Source organism: Halomonas halocynthiae DSM 14573 (genome assembly GCF_000425725.1).
GTDB classification, from domain to species: domain Bacteria; phylum Pseudomonadota; class Gammaproteobacteria; order Pseudomonadales; family Halomonadaceae; genus Halomonas; species Halomonas halocynthiae.
Window position 1 is genome coordinate 572,863 of the sequence record NZ_KE384439.1, and the last position, 16,153, is coordinate 589,015.

A 16,153-nucleotide genomic window follows, 5' to 3' on the forward strand; every position below is an offset into this window, starting at 1 on the left:
GATCTGCCCTCTTACTAGCAAGAAAGTGATTTAATAATGGCTATCTCTCAGAGCGAGCACCTTCCTCCCGCGAGCTTGGCGCCCGTCGCTAGGCTTGCGGGGCTAGTGCGCTCACCAGACTTTCTTTGTGGATTAGGGAGAACTTTAGAAGACTATTTTCCAAATATTAGCCAAGTGCTATTTCATTTCGATAGTCGTGGACGTCCTAGCGTATTAACTCACAACTTGTCTGGCGAGCTTAATGATCGAGTATTAAAGCCATACGTAGAACGCATGTATCTGCTTGACCCGTTCCACCAGCACTGGAAAAGCACAATGTCGCCAGGTTTATGGACATTGGATGAGCTGGCTCCCGATGGGTTTCGTGATAGCGATTACTTTGCCACTTACTATCGCAACCTCGGGTTATATGATGAGGCGGCTGCATTTTTTGATTTACATAATGGTAACTGCCTGTCTCTATCTTTTGGTTTTTATCAACGAAAAAACTCCCCTAACCAGGCAGAGCTGCTAGCTACTTTACGCTACCTTTTTCCTCTACTAAACTCTTTAATTCATCAGTTCTGGCTTGCCAGCAGCCTAAATATTCCAGCCACGGAAGAAAAGCCAATACTATTAAAACACTTTGGTCAAGGAAAATTAAGTGACCGAGAGAGGGAAACAGCTTGGCTTATTTTGCGTGGCTACACAGGCCCCGAAATGGCTAAATCCATGAACATTACTTTAGGCACAGTAAAGAACCATCGCAAACGATTATATTCTAAACTTAATATCAGCAGTCAAGCCGAACTATTCCGACAATTTATGCTTTTTCAGCACTCAGAAGGTCGAAAACACTAACTAAATTTTAATGATAGAACAAACTACAATAAATAAAAAATACGCTCATCATCATGATTCCAAAAATGCCTCAGCTACCCGCTCTGGTAAAAAGTCATCTAACCAAGCGTCACGTATCGGTGGTTTGCTACCGCTGACATGCTGCCGAAGCCCTTCTGCCAAAGCGTCTTCAGAGCGCACAACGATATTATTCTCAAGCTCGCCTTTTAAAATATCGCGAATCCCCCCAGGGCAATCCACGCTAATCACCGGCGTTCCACAAGCTAGCGCTTCAAACAGCACAATTCCCATGCCTTCAAAGCGTGACGTCAAAACAAACAGCCGCGCCTGATGCATCCAGGGGTAAGGGTTATCCTGCTGGCCAGCAAAAATGGTTCGGTCGGCAATCTCTAGTTCATCAGCTAAGCTCTGCAAACGCTGACGCTCTTGGCCATCGCCAATCAACACTAACGGCAGCCTCACACCACTTCGCGCATAAGCCCTCAGCAACAACGCGTGATCCTTGGCTGGCACCAAGCGTCCCACGCTAACCAAATAGGGTTCATTTGGTATATCTGGCTGAGGCTCAAGCATACGCTGACGAATGCTCTGTAAAGGACATGGATTAGTGATCACCTGCAGCGACGCTGGTTGAAAGTGCCAAATTTTCATCGCCTCACGCAGACTATCCGCCACGCCAGACGACACAGCCACGAGATCACGCTTATGTAACAAGCAACGCCCGAACAGCTTGCGCCCCAGCGAGCTGAGCCAACCTACACCACCACTGGCTGTAAACCTCCTCCCGCCAGACGCTTCTTTAGCTTGCATGACGTTTTCCAACACATAACGCCCTCGACTATCACGAAACGTCCATAGCTGTTCAAAGGTTCCCGCCCCCCGAAATACAATACGATCGACCTTTCCGTACTTGCGCTCAAACACTTTGAGCCACAGCCAAAAGACCGCTCCCCCCATAATCCCCGTACCCAAATACACCGAACGCTTGAGCAACGGATTCAACAGCAATCGAGCAATCAGCTCAAACAGCACGCCCACCCCGGTATAACGCGCCCAACGATTAAGCGGCAGCAGGTGCTGAGTAACCGCAGCACGCTCAGGGCGCAGAGGGTTCGCCACCTTACGTAGGCTGAGCAGATGACTGTCATGGCCCGCCTCAGCAAACGCATCAGCCAGGTTAACGGCAACCCGCTCCATGCCGCCCATTTTCAGTGAACGTACAACGACAAGCGTGCGCATCAGCACGACCGTCCAGCAGTAAGCTGTTGCTGCGGCATTGTTTGTTGACGCTGCCAGCGCCAAATGTGCGTTACCAAACCACCAACAACCAGGTTATGCATGTAAACACCTGTCCAGAAGCTGTTATAGGATTCAAATTGATTAACCACTACCCAATAGATAAAAAAAGCTGCTCCAAACAATGCCAGATCCCCGGGTAGCACACCGGCCCGCCAACTACGCCAACAGCCATAGCCAATCCACACGGTTAACGCAAAGATAACCGCTAAACCTAGCAAGCCATAAGCCACCCACATTTCCAAGAAGTAGTTATGTAAGTGCCCGAACTCGGCCTTCACGTCATCCGGCAACCACTCCGTATGTTTAATGGCCAAGCTGCGCCCCTCACCACCCCAACCAACCATGGGCCGCTCAGCTATCCACTCAACACCGGCACGCCAAGTGTTGATGCGAATTCCAATGCTGGTATAAGGAATGCTGTCGAACTGCCCACTTACCACCTGCTCAACGACGTCACTTTCAGCAGCCAGACGATTAGCTACAGGCTTCCCCAACAACGCAACGGCCAAGCCAATTACCAACACAGCCACCAAACTGATAGCACCAATCCACCGAAGCGGAGCTCCTCCGCGCTTAATCCAGTGATATACAGTCCACGCAATAAGAACAAGAGGCATAGCCAACGCCAAACCAAGCCAAACCGCTCGCGTCTGCCCAACCAGCACGCCAACCAAAGCAAATACCAAGACGAATACCCAAGCACCACCACGCAGCAAACGCCATTTTCCATCACGCAACAAACGTGGTGCCAGAATTACCAGTGCCATCAGAATTACGCCAAACATCATCGAACTATGCTGAGCGTTGCGAATACCAAAATCTACACGCGTGCCCTTAAGCCCTAATAACCAATCTTGATATGCTCCATCCACAAAAAAAGTGGTGGCAAAAAAACCAATTACTGCACACCCCCAGACAAGTAACGTATTTCGTGTACTGCCTCCCAGCCACCAAGCAACCGCGATGAAAATAAATAGCTTCGCCAGACGGTCTACCTGAGGGTTATCAGCCACCCACTCCGGATGATGTTGATAGCCCAACCACCAAGACAAGCACTGTACCAGCAGTGCTGCCAGCAACAACCACAACGGAGCACTTGAGCGAATACCGCGGCCATATACGAGCACTGCTACAAGGCCGAACAGTGCGCTGATACTTTCTGCGTTACTACCCACAGCAGGCCACAGCACACGAAACCCTGCGTAAAATAGCAGTGTCGTCACACCAATAGCCCATAAAGGCCTCGGGCAGGCCCAGTACTCCGGACGCTGCCAAAGCGACTCCGTCAAACGGTTAGAGAATCTCACGACGCTACGCCTCTCTATTATCTACGAAGAAAGCCGCATTAACCTCGCAAAGCGGCTTTCCTGGAACGGGGTACTCAGTCTGAATAACCTTGCGGATTAGCCTGCTGCCAGCGCCAGGTATCCGCCAGCATTTCTTCAAGCCCGCGCATAGCTTCCCAACCAAGCTCCTGTCTCGCCAGGGTTGGGTCCGCCCAGCACTCCGCTACGTCACCCTCACGGCGATCAGCAACCTTGTAGGACACATGCTGCCCTGACACTGTTTCGAAAGCCTTAATCATTTCAAGCACTGAGTAACCACGCCCAGTACCTAGGTTCCAGGTGCTGACACCGCGTTGCGAGGTCAAAACCTGCATGGCTGCCAGATGACCATCAACCAGATCCATCACATGAATATAGTCGCGCACACCCGTGCCGTCTGGTGTGGGGTAATCGTTACCAAACACCGAGAGCGTATCGCGCCGCCCAACGGCCACCTGGGCAATAAAGGGTACTAGGTTATTGGGAATACCATTGGGGTCTTCACCGATGCGCCCACTTTCATGAGCACCCACTGGGTTAAAGTAACGCAACAGCGCGATCGACCAGTGCTCATCGGCTTTAGCCAAGTCACGTAACACGTCTTCAACCATCAGCTTGGAGTGGCCATACGGATTGGCCGGACGTCCGGTCGGCAGTCCCTCGTGAATCGGCATCGGGTGACCGTCGCCATATACCGTGGCTGATGAACTAAACACCAAGCGATACACCCCAGCAGCAGCCATGGCCTGACACAGAGTTAACGAACCAGCGACATTATTCTCGTAGTAGCGCAGCGGCTCGGCCACGCTCTCCCCCACTGATTTGAGCCCGGCGAAATGCAGCACGTCACTAATCGAATGTTCTGCGAACAATGCGTCAAGACAATGCCGGTCACGAATATCGCCTTTAATAAACACTGGCGCTTTACCGGCCAGCAGCTCAACGCGCCGCAGCGACTCCTGACTGGCATTGGAAAGATTGTCCAACACCACCACCTCGTGTCCCGCCTCAAGCAGCGTCAGCACCATATGCGAACCGATATAGCCCGCCCCTCCCGTTACCAGCACAGCCATGGGATTCTCCTTCCGTTTTCATAAACGTAAAGAGGGCGCCTATAGGCGCCCTCCAGCATTATGCATATCTGGTGCCATCTCAGCACGTCGAGTCGTAGGTCACCGTGCACCGAATCCTGTCAGGATAGTCCTTATTGTCTTGAAAACAATCAAAATATCCAGCCACAAAGAGAAATGCTTGATGTAATAAAAATCATGCTGAAGCTTGACCCGAGTATCATCAGCATCGCTGGCATAGCCCTGCACCACCTGAGCCCAACCGGTAATTCCCGGCTTAACTACATGACGATACACGTAAAACGGAATTTCGTTTTCAAACTGCTCAACAAAAGCACGCTGCTCTGGCCTTGGCCCAATAAGGCTCATATCGCCTTTCAGCACATTATAGAACTGCGGCAACTCATCAAGACGCGTTTTGCGTATCACCTTACCAACACGCGTGACACGCATATCTCCAGCCTGAGCCAATTGAGCACCATCTTTCTCAGAGTCATGGCACATACTGCGAAACTTGTAGATTTGATAATCGCGCCCGCCTTGCCCAACCCTGTTCTGTATAAACAGCGCAGAACCGGGGCTGTCTAATTTTACAGCAACTGCCGTCAAAAGCATCAAAGGCACCGTCAATGGAGAAGTCACCACAACAGCAAAAACATCAACGCAGCGCTTAAAAAAAGCATAAAAGGTAGAGGGCAGCAGGCTACCAAATTCATTTTCAACCAAGTGATCTATCTGCACACGCCCTGTCATCGATTCGCTAATCTGCTTGACATGATAAACAGGAATCCGACAAAGCGTACAACGTGCCAGGAAGCGCTCCCAATCCGGCGACAAATCAGGGCTACGCAAGTCGGCAACAACACCATCAAACCTGATGCCTTCAAGATCTGGCTGCTCCAGTCTGCGCAACTCTGTATCACGTGTACTTTCTAACTTTAATGCAGCCCCTGCGGGCACTAACGCCATCTTGAGTTTGCGATAACGGCGCCCAAGAAAGTAGTCGCTATAAAACCACACCAAACATAAAAAATAGCTAAAAAAAAGCACCTGACGCGAGTAACCCTCGCGTGTAAAAAAGAGTATGACAATCGCAAAAAGGAAGGCCACAGTGATGGTTGATACTAAATAAGCCGCAACGTGAGCCCCTGGAAAACGAGCAATCCGACGCTGAGTTAACGTCACCACCAAAAAACATAGTGCGACAGCTGACATGGTATTGATTCTGACATCATCAAGCTCGTGCCAAAACCCAACCCCCCAGCGCTCCAGAGTTACTGGCAGCAAAACAAAAGGCAGCCCCAGCAAGAGCTGAGCCGGTAAGCTTAGTAACGCTTTTTCATACCAGCGTGAGTGACGGCGCTCAAAACGCTTTTCCATAATTGTCTCTTACAGTAAAAAATACGGTCTCGCAGCTTTAACTTTAATCACTGCCAAACAGGTCGCGAGTGTAGACTTTTTCAGCCACATCGGCGAGTTCTTCACTCATACGGTTACTCAAGATCACATCCGAGCCTGCTTTAAACGCATCCAGATCCCGCTCGACCCGAGAACCAAAGAACTCGTCCTCCTCAAGTACCGGCTCATAGACGATGACTTCGATGCCTTTAGCTTTTATGCGTTTCATAACACCCTGCATGGCACTGGCGCGAAAGTTATCGGAGCCCGACTTCATGATCAACCGATACACCCCGACTACGTCGGGTTTGCGGGCCAAAACCTGCTCAGCAATAAAGTCTTTGCGGGTGCGGTTAGCGTCGACAATGGCTTGAATGATATTGCTCGGCACGTCCTGATAGTTAGCCAACAACTGCTTGGTGTCTTTGGGCAAACAGTAACCACCGTAACCGAAACTTGGGTTGTTATAGTGGCTACCAATACGCGGATCCAGCCCGACACCTTCAATAATCTGACGACTATCCAGACCATGGGTTTCAGCGTAGGTGTCTAGCTCATTGAAATACGCCACACGCATGGCCAAGTAAGTGTTCGCAAACAGTTTGATAGCCTCGGCCTCAGTACTGTTGGTAAACAACACCTGAACATCTTTTTTCAGCGCCCCCTTTATGAGTAACCCAGCAAACTGTTCCGCTCGCTGCGAGCATTCCCCCACGATAACTCGTGTCGGGTGAAGGTTATCGTACAGCGCGCGGCCTTCGCGCAAAAACTCTGGTGAAAACAAAAGGTTATTTGTACCAAAGCGTTCACAAGCCTTCGTGGTAAAGCCTACCGGAACAGTGGACTTAATCACCATTACCGCAGTGGGGTTAATGGCCATCACTTCTTGAATGACGGCTTCAACGCTAGAAGTATCAAAGGTGTTGGTACTGGAGTCGTAGTCTGTAGGTGTTGCAATCACCACAAAATCGGCATCCTGATAAGCCACGCAAGGGTCCAGAGTAGCCATGAATTTTAGTTCTGACAACACTAAAAACTCACTGATTTCAGCATCTTCAATGGGCGAAACTCGCTGACGTAATAACGCCACCCTGTGCGCATCAATATCTAGCGCAACAACCTCATTATGCTGCGCCAACAACATCGCGTTCGATAGTCCCACATAACCCGTACCTGCGACCGCAATTTTCATAGGCTATCCGAATAAGTCATTATTCATAATAATGCTGAAAAATCATACAGCATCAACCCCTGATTAATCTTCACCCTTAAGAATTGATATTAACAGTGGATTTATTTTATTCACATCATAACGCTCAGCCGCAATACGATGACTCTCCTCTCCCATCTCTTTAATTTTTTCAGGATTTTCAATTAAATAAATCATTTTTTCAGCTAGCGCACCAGCATCCCAGGGTGGCACCAAAAATCCATTAACATTATCAACCACTGTTTCCCTACATCCAGGCACATCGGTAGTAATAACAGCACGGCCAATTGCCATCGCTTCTTGTGTAGACCTTGGGATACCTTCCCTATAAGAAGGCAATACAAAAACGTGTGAATCAGTAATCCAGTCATTTACATTATTAACATACCCTGGATACTCAACAATGCCTTCTTCAACTAATTGCTTCAATTCTAGCTCTGAAAGGGCAGCAGGGTTATCAGGATCTAAGCCACCTAACATCACAAACTCAACATCAGAATACCTCTGCTTTACTATACGTGCGGCAACAACATACTCATAAACCCCTTTTTCCTTAAGAAGCCTAGCAATAAAAATAAACCGTAAAGGGATAGATAGACTAACATTAGAAAATTTATACTTTTCAAGATTTAACCCAACAGGCCCTAAAACTTTAACTTTTCGGCTATTCAAAAAAGATACTTTTGACAAGTCAAGAAGATCATCGGAATTTAAAAACAAAACCTTATCAGCATAAAAATAGCCAATTGTACACAATAAACCATGCACCAAACGTAGCACTTTTTTCTTTAAACTAAACCCTTCTTTAGCAGCTGTATGGATATACCCCAACCCTTCCAGCATAGCAATACGCCTAGGCACTCCCGCAACTTTTGCAGCCAATGTTGCATAGATAGAAGGCTTAACAAAAAAACTAAAAACTATATCAGGAGAAATAGTTTTTAGCTGACGAGACAGGCCTAAAGTATCTTTAATATCAGAAAATGGATTCACTCCAGTTTTATTAAGGCTGTAACCAACAGGTATGGCACCTAATGAAGAAACAGCCTTCCTTGTCTCATCATTATAATCTATAGCAAAAGCATAAACTTCAAAGCCTTCTTCTAACAACAGATGAATTAAATCTTTCCTAAAAATCAGTATCCCTGGCGATACATTTTGCGAAACAATAGCTATTTTCATAAATTAAAAATCCATTAACAAATTGTTGGATTATTTCAAGATAGCTAGCCTAGCAGCTGAAACAACTTCGGCACGTTAAAATTTTCAAATCGTCACCCTCGTTCGGCGGCATCAATGAACAATTTTAACTCATAATCGCTCAGCTTTTGTAGCACCACCTCACTGCTAAATTAACGTACGGTAACCATAGTAATACTGATTCTTCAAGGCTGCATTCCAACTTATCTACTTACTGACACGGTAGTTTTCAGCCAACCATACAGCGTTGTGCCTGATATGCCTTCTTCAGCGGCCACCTCAGCCACGCTGTAGTTTTCTGGCGGAGCCTTACGTTCCTCGGAATAACGTGGCATGAATGTTCCTATGCCGCCCACTCTGCTTTGGACTCAAGCGAAATCGCCAACTGGACAACTAGGCTGACAGAGGGGGATATCGCTAACTGAACAACTAATTTGACAGAAAGGAAGAGTATGATCGCAAAAAGCAACTACTATAATAACGCTTGAGCCGAAAAATTCTCCCATAGTTTCTCTAAGTCGTTATAAAAGCGACCAAAAAAACTCATATGGTAAAAATGGAGTAGGCCCTTGACCATATTCCAACAAAAAATTTCTAAACGTAGCGCCCACCGATACAACACCAGATAAGACAAACGAAGTTTTCACAAAAAAGTCAAAATCAATATTTAAACTAGAGTAAGCTAAAACAACAGATACAGGAAAAGCAATAGAAATTAAATCAAGAAACCTCAACCCAGCATAGCTAAACTGAGCCAAAAAAACACTTAACAAAGTTGCACTGACTCCTATAAAAACAATTTTATATTTACGCCGATCGCCCAACCTGCCTAAAGAAACCCCTAGAACCATTAGAAAAACAGGTACTACCTTGCCAACCCCAGACAACGCTCCCGGAGAAGAATAATCACTATAGAGTGAAATCTTACTAACCACATATGGCAACATAAAAGTTAAAACAAAAACTATAAAAAAAGAAATACCAAATAAAAAAATTAAAACATTAGAAACTCTAGACCACTTAACCTGAGAAAAGGTGATATAAACCAACGGAAAAATAATTGAATAATGGAAAAATATAGAAGACAAAACAAGACCACTTGCAATCACTTTCCCTCCTCTCCTAACCGTCTGAGCTGCTAGCAGTAAAAGAACAACCGCCACACCTATACGCATACCATTCATACTGTAGGTATAAGAAAAAGCAGGTAGAAAATAAGAAATAATAAAGAACGACTCATTACGATCTGAGCGAGCTATATAAACGAACAAAAGCAAAAAAAATAATAATGAAAATAATCTAACAACAAGCTCTGAGGATTGAATCCAACTACCCAACAACGTTACAAAAACTACAAACGCAGGTTCAGCGCCCCCCCAAACAAACCCTTGTGTTAAATTTTCGACCATTAGTGTGTAAGAAGCTGTATCAGTTCCCACATCACCTCGAAAAACTGCTACCGCTAAAAAATAAAAAACTACTGTTACAAGAAAAGCTCGACCACGGTACCTTAGACCTTCTTGTAAAAAAAAACCAATGTAAAGAAATAGCCATCCAGTAATATAAATCATTATACACCCGAATTTATTCTTTCTCTAAAAATATATCGAACAAGATTTCTTTTAATAAACTTAATCATAGAAAAACAACAGAGAAAAACATAAGTAATTTTTGTTATCAATTTTTTATCTTTTACGCTTTTCAATGTGGACAGCTCCCCCTTCTCCATTTTCCAAAGATGAGCAGAAAGCCCGCCTTCACCATATGCAGCTTTATGTATATACGCCAATGGTGTGCAAGCCTTGTAGCACGGGTAATCAGACAGTGCAATTTCTAACCACAACTGATAATCTTCAGAGTAGCGTTTACCTTCTACATAGCGAAATGGCAAGTCAGACCTGAGCATTATTGAAGGTGTAGAGAAGGAGTTTGAAATCAGTAATTCAGCTTTTTTTATTTTTTTAAAACTCACCTTACTAACATTTACTATAGATTCAGACTCAAACTCCATGCCGACTTGGGCACAAGTATGCCCCGTAAGCCCAACATGAGAATTATCTTTCATCCAATTATATTGCAGCTCTATTTTTTGAGCATGCCAGCTGTCATCAGAATCTAAAAAAGCTATATACTTACCCGTTGCTTTTTCCCAGCCTCTGTTGCGTGCAGAGCCAGCACCAACATTAACATTCAAGAAAACAATGACTACCCAGCCATTAGGGTATATATCTTTTATTTTGTGTAACGTACTGGGTGTGTCATCGCAGCTGCAGTCATCAACTAAGATAACTTCCTTTGGCCTTAATGTCTGTTGGTAAACTGACTCAACTGCACGTTTGATAGTTCCACTTGATTTGTAGCACGGTATGATAACACTTACATCCGCAGTAACCATTCGTTAAGCACCCTGTTAAGAAAGCCACAAGCTGTCTTTGTCTTTTATCAAATTAAATATAAGAAGCCCCATAATTAACCTTCTTAGTTAATTATTCTCAAAGACTCCATAACTATAAATTTAGCAACCAATATTCTGACTTGGAGATAACTATTGACTCTAACCACCCATAAAAAATTAAGCTTGCCCACAGTAGCTTTTCAAGAACAAGCCTCATTAACTCAAAACTATTTTTCTATACGTTATAAAACACAATACCATGTAAAAAATACAGCTAATCATGCAATAAAAAGCTACTGAAAACATCTCGTTATTAAAAAAAACACCCAAATAAAGCGCCGCAAACTTTAAAGGTAGAAAAATAGACTCAAGTATTAAAAATATTTTTTGCATATTTATTACAGGAATTATACTAATTGCTGGCCGAGTCGATAATGTAAAAACCATCCATAATGCAACCCATCTTGCAAACTCACCTGACCTCAGCCACTCCTCCCCAAAAAGTAATGAAAAAAACCAAGGCCCCCAAAAAAAAACTGGCAAGAAAATAACTAAACCTAAACCAAAAAGTATTACTGTCGTTTTTAAAAAAAAATCTCTTAAAATTAAAGGGTCATCTTTTAGCTCTACCGCTTTTGGATAAAAAACATTCCCTACTGACATCCCAACTAAGACTACAGGTGCCTCAAGCACTGTTTTTGTCAATGTATATAGCCCTGCTACAGCTGGGCCAAAAAAGCTAGCTAATATTAATATTGGCAAACTTTGAGAAAGAGCATTAATGACTACTTGGGGTGCACGAAAAAAAGGGAAATCAATATACTTTTTAGCTAAATACTTTACACTACCAGAGGCCTTGCCTTTTTCCGATTTCGCAGCACCTTCTCCTCTTATCCCAGCCAATAGCAATATACCATAAAGTGCTTGGCCGAAAGTTGTAATAACAACAAGCATCGCGCCTATTGGATTAAAAAAGCCAACACCTGTTTTTACTGAATTAATTATTATAGCTTGAAATACTGCCACCCTTGCTGTTATTTTAAATTGGTTTTTACGAATCAACCATTGAGTAAGTACCTGCTGAAATGCAGAAAAAAACATTACAATAGGAATGAGTAGAAAAAAACTTGTGATCGATTGTAGATTGAGAATACTAGCAATCCAACCACCTGCTGTAAGAAAAATCACTGCAGTAATACTTGCAACAGCCGCGGCAAGGCCAATACTAAATTTAGCTAAAACTTTGGCGTCTGCATCCGACCTTGGAAGAACTATCGCAATAGGATAGGTTAGCGCAGCAACAGGGGTAAGAACTGCTATAACAGCCATAAATGTGCCTAATAAACCAAAGGCTTCAGGGCCATATAACCTCGTAATCAATGGCGTAAAAACCATATGAATAGCTTGGGCACCTGCAGTCCCTGTCGCAACCACTACTACGTTGCGAAAAAAATGGCTCTTAGTTAAGGTTTTTGCTTTAGTTATCAACATAGTTGCTTCGATAGCTTATACTTTGTGCGAGATAATTCGCTTCGCAAATTTTAACTAACATTTAGGCACACTATCGCCCAGGGATTGTTCTGTACGATTCCCTTGTCCTTAAATGCTAAAAATGTATAACCGCCTATTTTTTGCAGTTTTTCTAAAAAACACAAGGAAACCAGCATAGCATTGCTTTTCACGGCGCGATATTAGCCAACTCTTATTTTTGCGCCATAACGTGTTGTAACCTGGTTACTGGCCTGCATCGCCCTATGAATTGGCTTTCAATAACTCTTAAATAATCAATTTAGTCACGCGCTTTTTTCTGCCGATAACCTCGCAAGCTTGCTGCAAACCTCACCAAGAACACCAGCATCACACCTAATATACCTCCCAATGCTAAAGAGATGGCTAGAATTAAGGCTTTACGTGGTTTGACAGGCTCCGCAGGCGGAAAGGCGTAGTCCACTACGTCAACCACTCGTTCAGTGTGATTGGGCTCAACACCTTCGTCGATGCCATACAATCGGCCGCTGTCAAGCAGCGTAGCGATACGCTCGCGCTGTTCCAGTTGCTGCTGTGTATCGCGTATTTGGCTATTGCTCAGCCCTTCATCGATGGCACTGCGAAGCACATCACGGTCGGCTTCCAGTGTTTGATAGCCCATAAAGTACAGTGGCAATGCGCCATCGCCGCTGATGTTGGCGTAAATCACTTCACTACCGTTGGGTTGACGTCCAAACTGCTGTGGCGTGGTGGGCTTTTCGATCTCAAGGCGCCTAGCCACATTGATTGCCTGCTCCAGTGCAAATAAACGATCCTCACGGGCACCCTGCAAGGACTCTTTCTGCAGTTCCAAATCAGTAGAAAGACGGCTGGCCTGCGCACGATTATAATCATCAAACTGATTACGCAGCGTTATCCACACGTCCTGTGATGTGCTACGTACATAAGAGTTGAGTATCTCTGGGCCCTGCTCGCCTTCTGGGTAACGATACGTCAGGCTCAGCATCAGATTACCGTCACGATCGGCATTGAGTCCTCCGATGCTAAAACGCTCACTGAACACCTTGCTAAGGTTGGCACCGTTCTCTAAGTCAAACAAGTCGCGGTGCTCTTCAACAAAAGCAGCGAAGTTTTGGTAGCTGGAAAGCTGATTACCCAAGGTACGATAAGCATCTTTCGGAGTGATCTCAAAATCTTCAAAAAGATTAAACCCAGAAAAGTTGGCACCGGCTGAAGGTATCGCTTTAAAGCGTGTTTCATAGGTCGTTGTCGTTATCGCTAAGTAGGCGAAAGCGGCCACAACAGCAACCACGATGGTGCCAATAATCCAATACCAGCCTTCGATCAGCATCAAAGCCAAGTCGCGAAGGTCTATTTCGTCGTTGTGATCATTTTGCATATAGAGAGCGGGGTCTGGAGAGCTCATCGAATGTTAACCTTTGTAATACTTGATGTGAGGCAGCACTGATATTCAGGCACGCTACCGCCCAGGGATTGTTTCTGGACGATTCCCATGCCCTTAAACTAATAGCAGATATTTAATCGTAAGCCTTTGCTGTGGCTATTGTTAACGAGTCGCGTGAGCCACAGGCAGCTTCTTTGTTTTGTAACAGCGCTATGTTACGCCATGCCTCTCGCCCACGCTACTGCACCGAAGCTGTTCAGTGATCGTAAGGCGACTCAGATGCTGGCGCGTTAGAGGTAGGCACCGAGTAGAAAACAATGCTCTTTAGAGGCTGGAGGTAGCTAATTGAGTGGTGTCTGCATAACAGCAACAGTGTGGGAGGTTATGCTTATGTGGATTCCGAAAAAAACCTGAACAGTGACGTTTTAAAGCTTTCTACAACAGCTGGTCGGCGCCAAGGGTTACTTCTACCTCACAACCGTCTTTGCTTGCCCACTGCTCAATCCTGGCTTTGAATATTGCCTGCACGTCGGGCTCCCCGTGTACCAAGCGGATATGGCTGGGTGGATGGCGCATGCGTTTGATGAAGTTGAGGAGTTGGCTCTGGTCGGCATGGGCAGAGTAACCACCCAGTGAAGTAACACTGGCGCGGATGTCGACGCGCTGGCCGTCAAGCACTACCCAGCCGCCAATTGGGCCGTAGCGTTGAATATCACGTCCTGCCGTGCCTCGGGCCTGGTAGCCGACAAACACAACGGCGTGCTTAGGGTCACCAAGCAGCCGCTTGAGGTAGTTGACTACTCGCCCTCCTGTCGCCATGCCGCTGGCGGCGATGACAATAGCGGGCCTTCCTGTGCGTGCCAGGTAATCGACGGTTTGCAGGTGCTCTTTGTGACTAGCGACGGTATACAGCGAATCGAAGCTTAACGGATGACGCCCACTGCGCACGCGACGATGGGCCTCAGCATCCCACCAAGGTTTCAGCTTCCGGTACACCTCAGTAAAACGTGCTGCCAGCGGGGAGTCGACAATGATTTCTAGGTCTTTCCACAGCGGTGACTGGGCCTGATGAATCAGCCCTTCCAGCTCATAAAGCAGTTCCTGTGTGCGACCAATGCTGAAAGCAGGAATAATCACGCTGCCCTGGTTTTCTAGTGCCTTCTCAATGACAATTTTCAGACGTTGCCGCCGTGTAGTGCGCTCTTCATGTAAACGGTCGCCATAGGTCGACTCAATCACTAGGGTATCGGCGCGATATGGCGATTTTGGCGCAGGCAATAAGGGCGAGTAAGGCGCGCCAAGATCTCCCGAGAACACCGTGCGATGCTGCTTACCACTGCGGTGCTCAAAATGGTCTACCTCCACATAGGCCGAGCCAAGAATGTGCCCAGCACGCTTGAGTTTAATGCGCAGTCGGTGGCTCGCATTGTCAATCACGGTGTGCCACTGGCCATAAGGCACGGGTCGCAGGCGCGACCTCACGACTTGCAGAAAGCGTTCAATCAGACGTGTATCGCGGGTAAAGCCAATCTTCAGCGCATCCTCAGTCACCAGAGGAAGTAGCTGAGCCGAGGGGGGTGAGCAATAGATGGGGCCGCGATAACCCGCGGCGAGCAAATATGGCAGCCGCCCCACATGGTCGATGTGCACATGAGTGACCACCATGGCTTGAATATCGTCAACTGGGAACTCTACGCGATGCTGCTCTAGCGTGCTGTCAGCGCCACTTTCTCCTTCCTCACCTTGGAAAAGCCCGCAATCAACCAGCAATGAGTGAATGGCATCCAGGCGAAGCCGATGGCAGCTGCCAGTCACACCTTTTGCCGCGCCATGGTGTTCAATTTGCCCAGATGCCATAGGTGCCCTCCTTGGTTTGCCGAACTGGCCGGTTAGGTGTTCGAGCAGCCGGACGGGGTGTATTTCGCATCGCTGTCTGTAGAACAGCTCCAGCTACCGCTTGCGGTACGTGTCCAAGTCAATGTTTTGCCCGCAAGGCTTGCCGCCACCTCTCCAGACATGGTTGCGACAAGAGACAACTCACCACCAACAGTCAGGCTGCTCAAGTCAGTGGCAGAGCCATCCTCGGCAACGGTCACGCCACCAAACGTCATGCTATCGGCACCCAACAGGTTGGATTGTGTGTAACCAATATCACAGCTAGCCAGACTATTTTCCATTAAACAGATTTCAATCGTTGTTCGCAGCTGCCCTGTTTCAGCCATCACTCGGCTAACTTGAGATCGAGCGACATGGTTTTGATACTGAGGAATAGCGATAGCAGCTAGGACCCCGATGATGGCAACAACGATCATCAGCTCTATCAGCGTGAAGCCGCTTTGGGTAGCAGCCGGTTGGTTTCGAGTCAGCGTTTGCATGATTTATCTTCCCTGTTGTTGAACACAATCCTTGTTTTGGTCCTGTGGTTTTCCTCCTTTTCGTTATTTTTTGTGCCGTCTACAGCAGACCTTCGGCCTGCGTCACCCATTAAACTGGTTTCCTGCAACACCTGCCCCAGGCCACGGG

At 46.4% G+C, this 16,153-nt stretch carries 14 protein-coding genes; 1 reads left to right on the forward strand and 13 read right to left on the reverse strand.

Annotated features, from left to right (window positions below; translation table 11 throughout):
- The first annotated feature begins 36 nt into the window (after positions 1-36).
- Positions 37-840: a helix-turn-helix transcriptional regulator gene (locus tag H616_RS0108280; protein ID WP_027966950.1), complete on the forward strand. Its 804-nt coding sequence runs from the start codon at positions 37-39 to the stop codon at positions 838-840.
- Between the two features lie 51 nt (positions 841-891).
- On the opposite strand, the gene H616_RS0108285 is transcribed toward H616_RS0108280, so the two are convergent.
- The 13 genes from H616_RS0108285 to H616_RS0108345 form a co-directional block, all read right to left on the reverse strand.
- Positions 892-2,079, reverse strand: coding sequence for a glycosyltransferase (locus H616_RS0108285; RefSeq protein ID WP_027966951.1), 1,188 nt, complete (start codon positions 2,077-2,079; stop codon positions 892-894).
- Entirely contained in the window at positions 2,079-3,446 is a 1,368-nt protein-coding gene (locus H616_RS0108290; RefSeq protein ID WP_240470553.1) for an O-antigen ligase family protein, read from the reverse strand. The genes H616_RS0108285 and H616_RS0108290 overlap by 1 nt, the downstream gene beginning before the upstream one ends.
- A 74-nt stretch (positions 3,447-3,520) precedes the next feature.
- Positions 3,521-4,537 carry a UDP-glucose 4-epimerase GalE gene (galE, locus tag H616_RS0108295; protein WP_027966953.1) on the reverse strand — a complete coding sequence of 339 codons (1,017 nt, stop codon included), beginning with the start codon at positions 4,535-4,537 and terminating at the stop codon, positions 3,521-3,523.
- Positions 4,538-4,636: 99 nt separating this feature from the next.
- Positions 4,637-5,914, reverse strand: a complete 1,278-nt coding sequence (locus H616_RS0108300; RefSeq protein WP_035572760.1) for a sugar transferase — start codon at positions 5,912-5,914, stop codon at positions 4,637-4,639.
- Between the two features lie 43 nt (positions 5,915-5,957).
- The gene (locus H616_RS0108305) at positions 5,958-7,124 is read right to left on the reverse strand and encodes a nucleotide sugar dehydrogenase (RefSeq protein ID WP_027966955.1); all 1,167 of its coding nucleotides are present in this window, start codon (positions 7,122-7,124) and stop codon (positions 5,958-5,960) included.
- Positions 7,125-7,187: 63 nt separating this feature from the next.
- Complete coding sequence (locus H616_RS0108310; RefSeq protein WP_027966956.1) at positions 7,188-8,324, reverse strand: glycosyltransferase family 4 protein; 1,137 nt, start codon at positions 8,322-8,324, stop codon at positions 7,188-7,190.
- Positions 8,325-8,545: 221 nt separating this feature from the next.
- Positions 8,546-8,677 carry a hypothetical protein gene (locus tag H616_RS15750; RefSeq protein ID WP_276195417.1) on the reverse strand — a complete coding sequence of 44 codons (132 nt, stop codon included), beginning with the start codon at positions 8,675-8,677 and terminating at the stop codon, positions 8,546-8,548.
- 186 nt (positions 8,678-8,863) lie between these two features.
- Positions 8,864-9,913, reverse strand: coding sequence for an EpsG family protein (locus H616_RS0108320; protein ID WP_027966957.1), 1,050 nt, complete (start codon positions 9,911-9,913; stop codon positions 8,864-8,866).
- A complete protein-coding gene (locus tag H616_RS0108325; RefSeq protein WP_027966958.1) occupies positions 9,913-10,737 on the reverse strand; it encodes a glycosyltransferase family 2 protein in 825 nt (274 codons plus the stop codon). Before H616_RS0108325 ends, H616_RS0108320 begins: the two co-directional genes overlap by 1 nt.
- A 216-nt stretch (positions 10,738-10,953) precedes the next feature.
- Entirely contained in the window at positions 10,954-12,228 is a 1,275-nt protein-coding gene (locus tag H616_RS0108330; RefSeq protein WP_027966959.1) for an oligosaccharide flippase family protein, read from the reverse strand.
- Positions 12,229-12,526: 298 nt separating this feature from the next.
- Entirely contained in the window at positions 12,527-13,651 is a 1,125-nt protein-coding gene (locus tag H616_RS0108335; protein WP_027966960.1) for a GNVR domain-containing protein, read from the reverse strand.
- 414 nt (positions 13,652-14,065) lie between these two features.
- Entirely contained in the window at positions 14,066-15,487 is a 1,422-nt protein-coding gene (locus H616_RS14520) for an MBL fold metallo-hydrolase RNA specificity domain-containing protein (RefSeq protein WP_051234102.1), read from the reverse strand.
- Between the two features lie 32 nt (positions 15,488-15,519).
- Positions 15,520-16,005 (reverse strand): pilin, encoded by a 486-nt coding sequence (locus H616_RS0108345; protein WP_035572762.1) that lies wholly within the window; start codon positions 16,003-16,005, stop codon positions 15,520-15,522.
- Between the last annotated feature and the right edge of the window lie 148 nt (positions 16,006-16,153).

Excerpts from the sequence above, each read along its gene's own strand:
- H616_RS0108280 (WP_027966950.1), top strand. The coding sequence starts at position 37 with ATGGCTATCTCTCAGAGCGAGCACCTTCCTCCCGCGAGCTTGGCGCCC.
- H616_RS0108285 (WP_027966951.1), bottom strand. The coding sequence starts at position 2,079 with ATGCGCACGCTTGTCGTTGTACGTTCACTGAAAATGGGCGGCATGGAG.
- galE (WP_027966953.1), bottom strand. The coding sequence starts at position 4,537 with ATGGCTGTGCTGGTAACGGGAGGGGCGGGCTATATCGGTTCGCATATG.
- H616_RS0108300 (WP_035572760.1), bottom strand. The coding sequence starts at position 5,914 with ATGGAAAAGCGTTTTGAGCGCCGTCACTCACGCTGGTATGAAAAAGCG.
- H616_RS0108305 (WP_027966955.1), bottom strand. The coding sequence starts at position 7,124 with ATGAAAATTGCGGTCGCAGGTACGGGTTATGTGGGACTATCGAACGCG.
- H616_RS0108310 (WP_027966956.1), bottom strand. The coding sequence starts at position 8,324 with ATGAAAATAGCTATTGTTTCGCAAAATGTATCGCCAGGGATACTGATT.
- H616_RS15750 (WP_276195417.1), bottom strand. The coding sequence starts at position 8,677 with ATGCCACGTTATTCCGAGGAACGTAAGGCTCCGCCAGAAAACTACAGC.
- H616_RS0108320 (WP_027966957.1), bottom strand. The coding sequence starts at position 9,913 with ATGATTTATATTACTGGATGGCTATTTCTTTACATTGGTTTTTTTTTA.
- H616_RS0108325 (WP_027966958.1), bottom strand. The coding sequence starts at position 10,737 with ATGGTTACTGCGGATGTAAGTGTTATCATACCGTGCTACAAATCAAGT.
- H616_RS0108330 (WP_027966959.1), bottom strand. The coding sequence starts at position 12,228 with ATGTTGATAACTAAAGCAAAAACCTTAACTAAGAGCCATTTTTTTCGC.
- H616_RS0108335 (WP_027966960.1), bottom strand. The coding sequence starts at position 13,651 with ATGAGCTCTCCAGACCCCGCTCTCTATATGCAAAATGATCACAACGAC.
- H616_RS14520 (WP_051234102.1), bottom strand. The coding sequence starts at position 15,487 with ATGGCATCTGGGCAAATTGAACACCATGGCGCGGCAAAAGGTGTGACT.
- H616_RS0108345 (WP_035572762.1), bottom strand. The coding sequence starts at position 16,005 with ATGCAAACGCTGACTCGAAACCAACCGGCTGCTACCCAAAGCGGCTTC.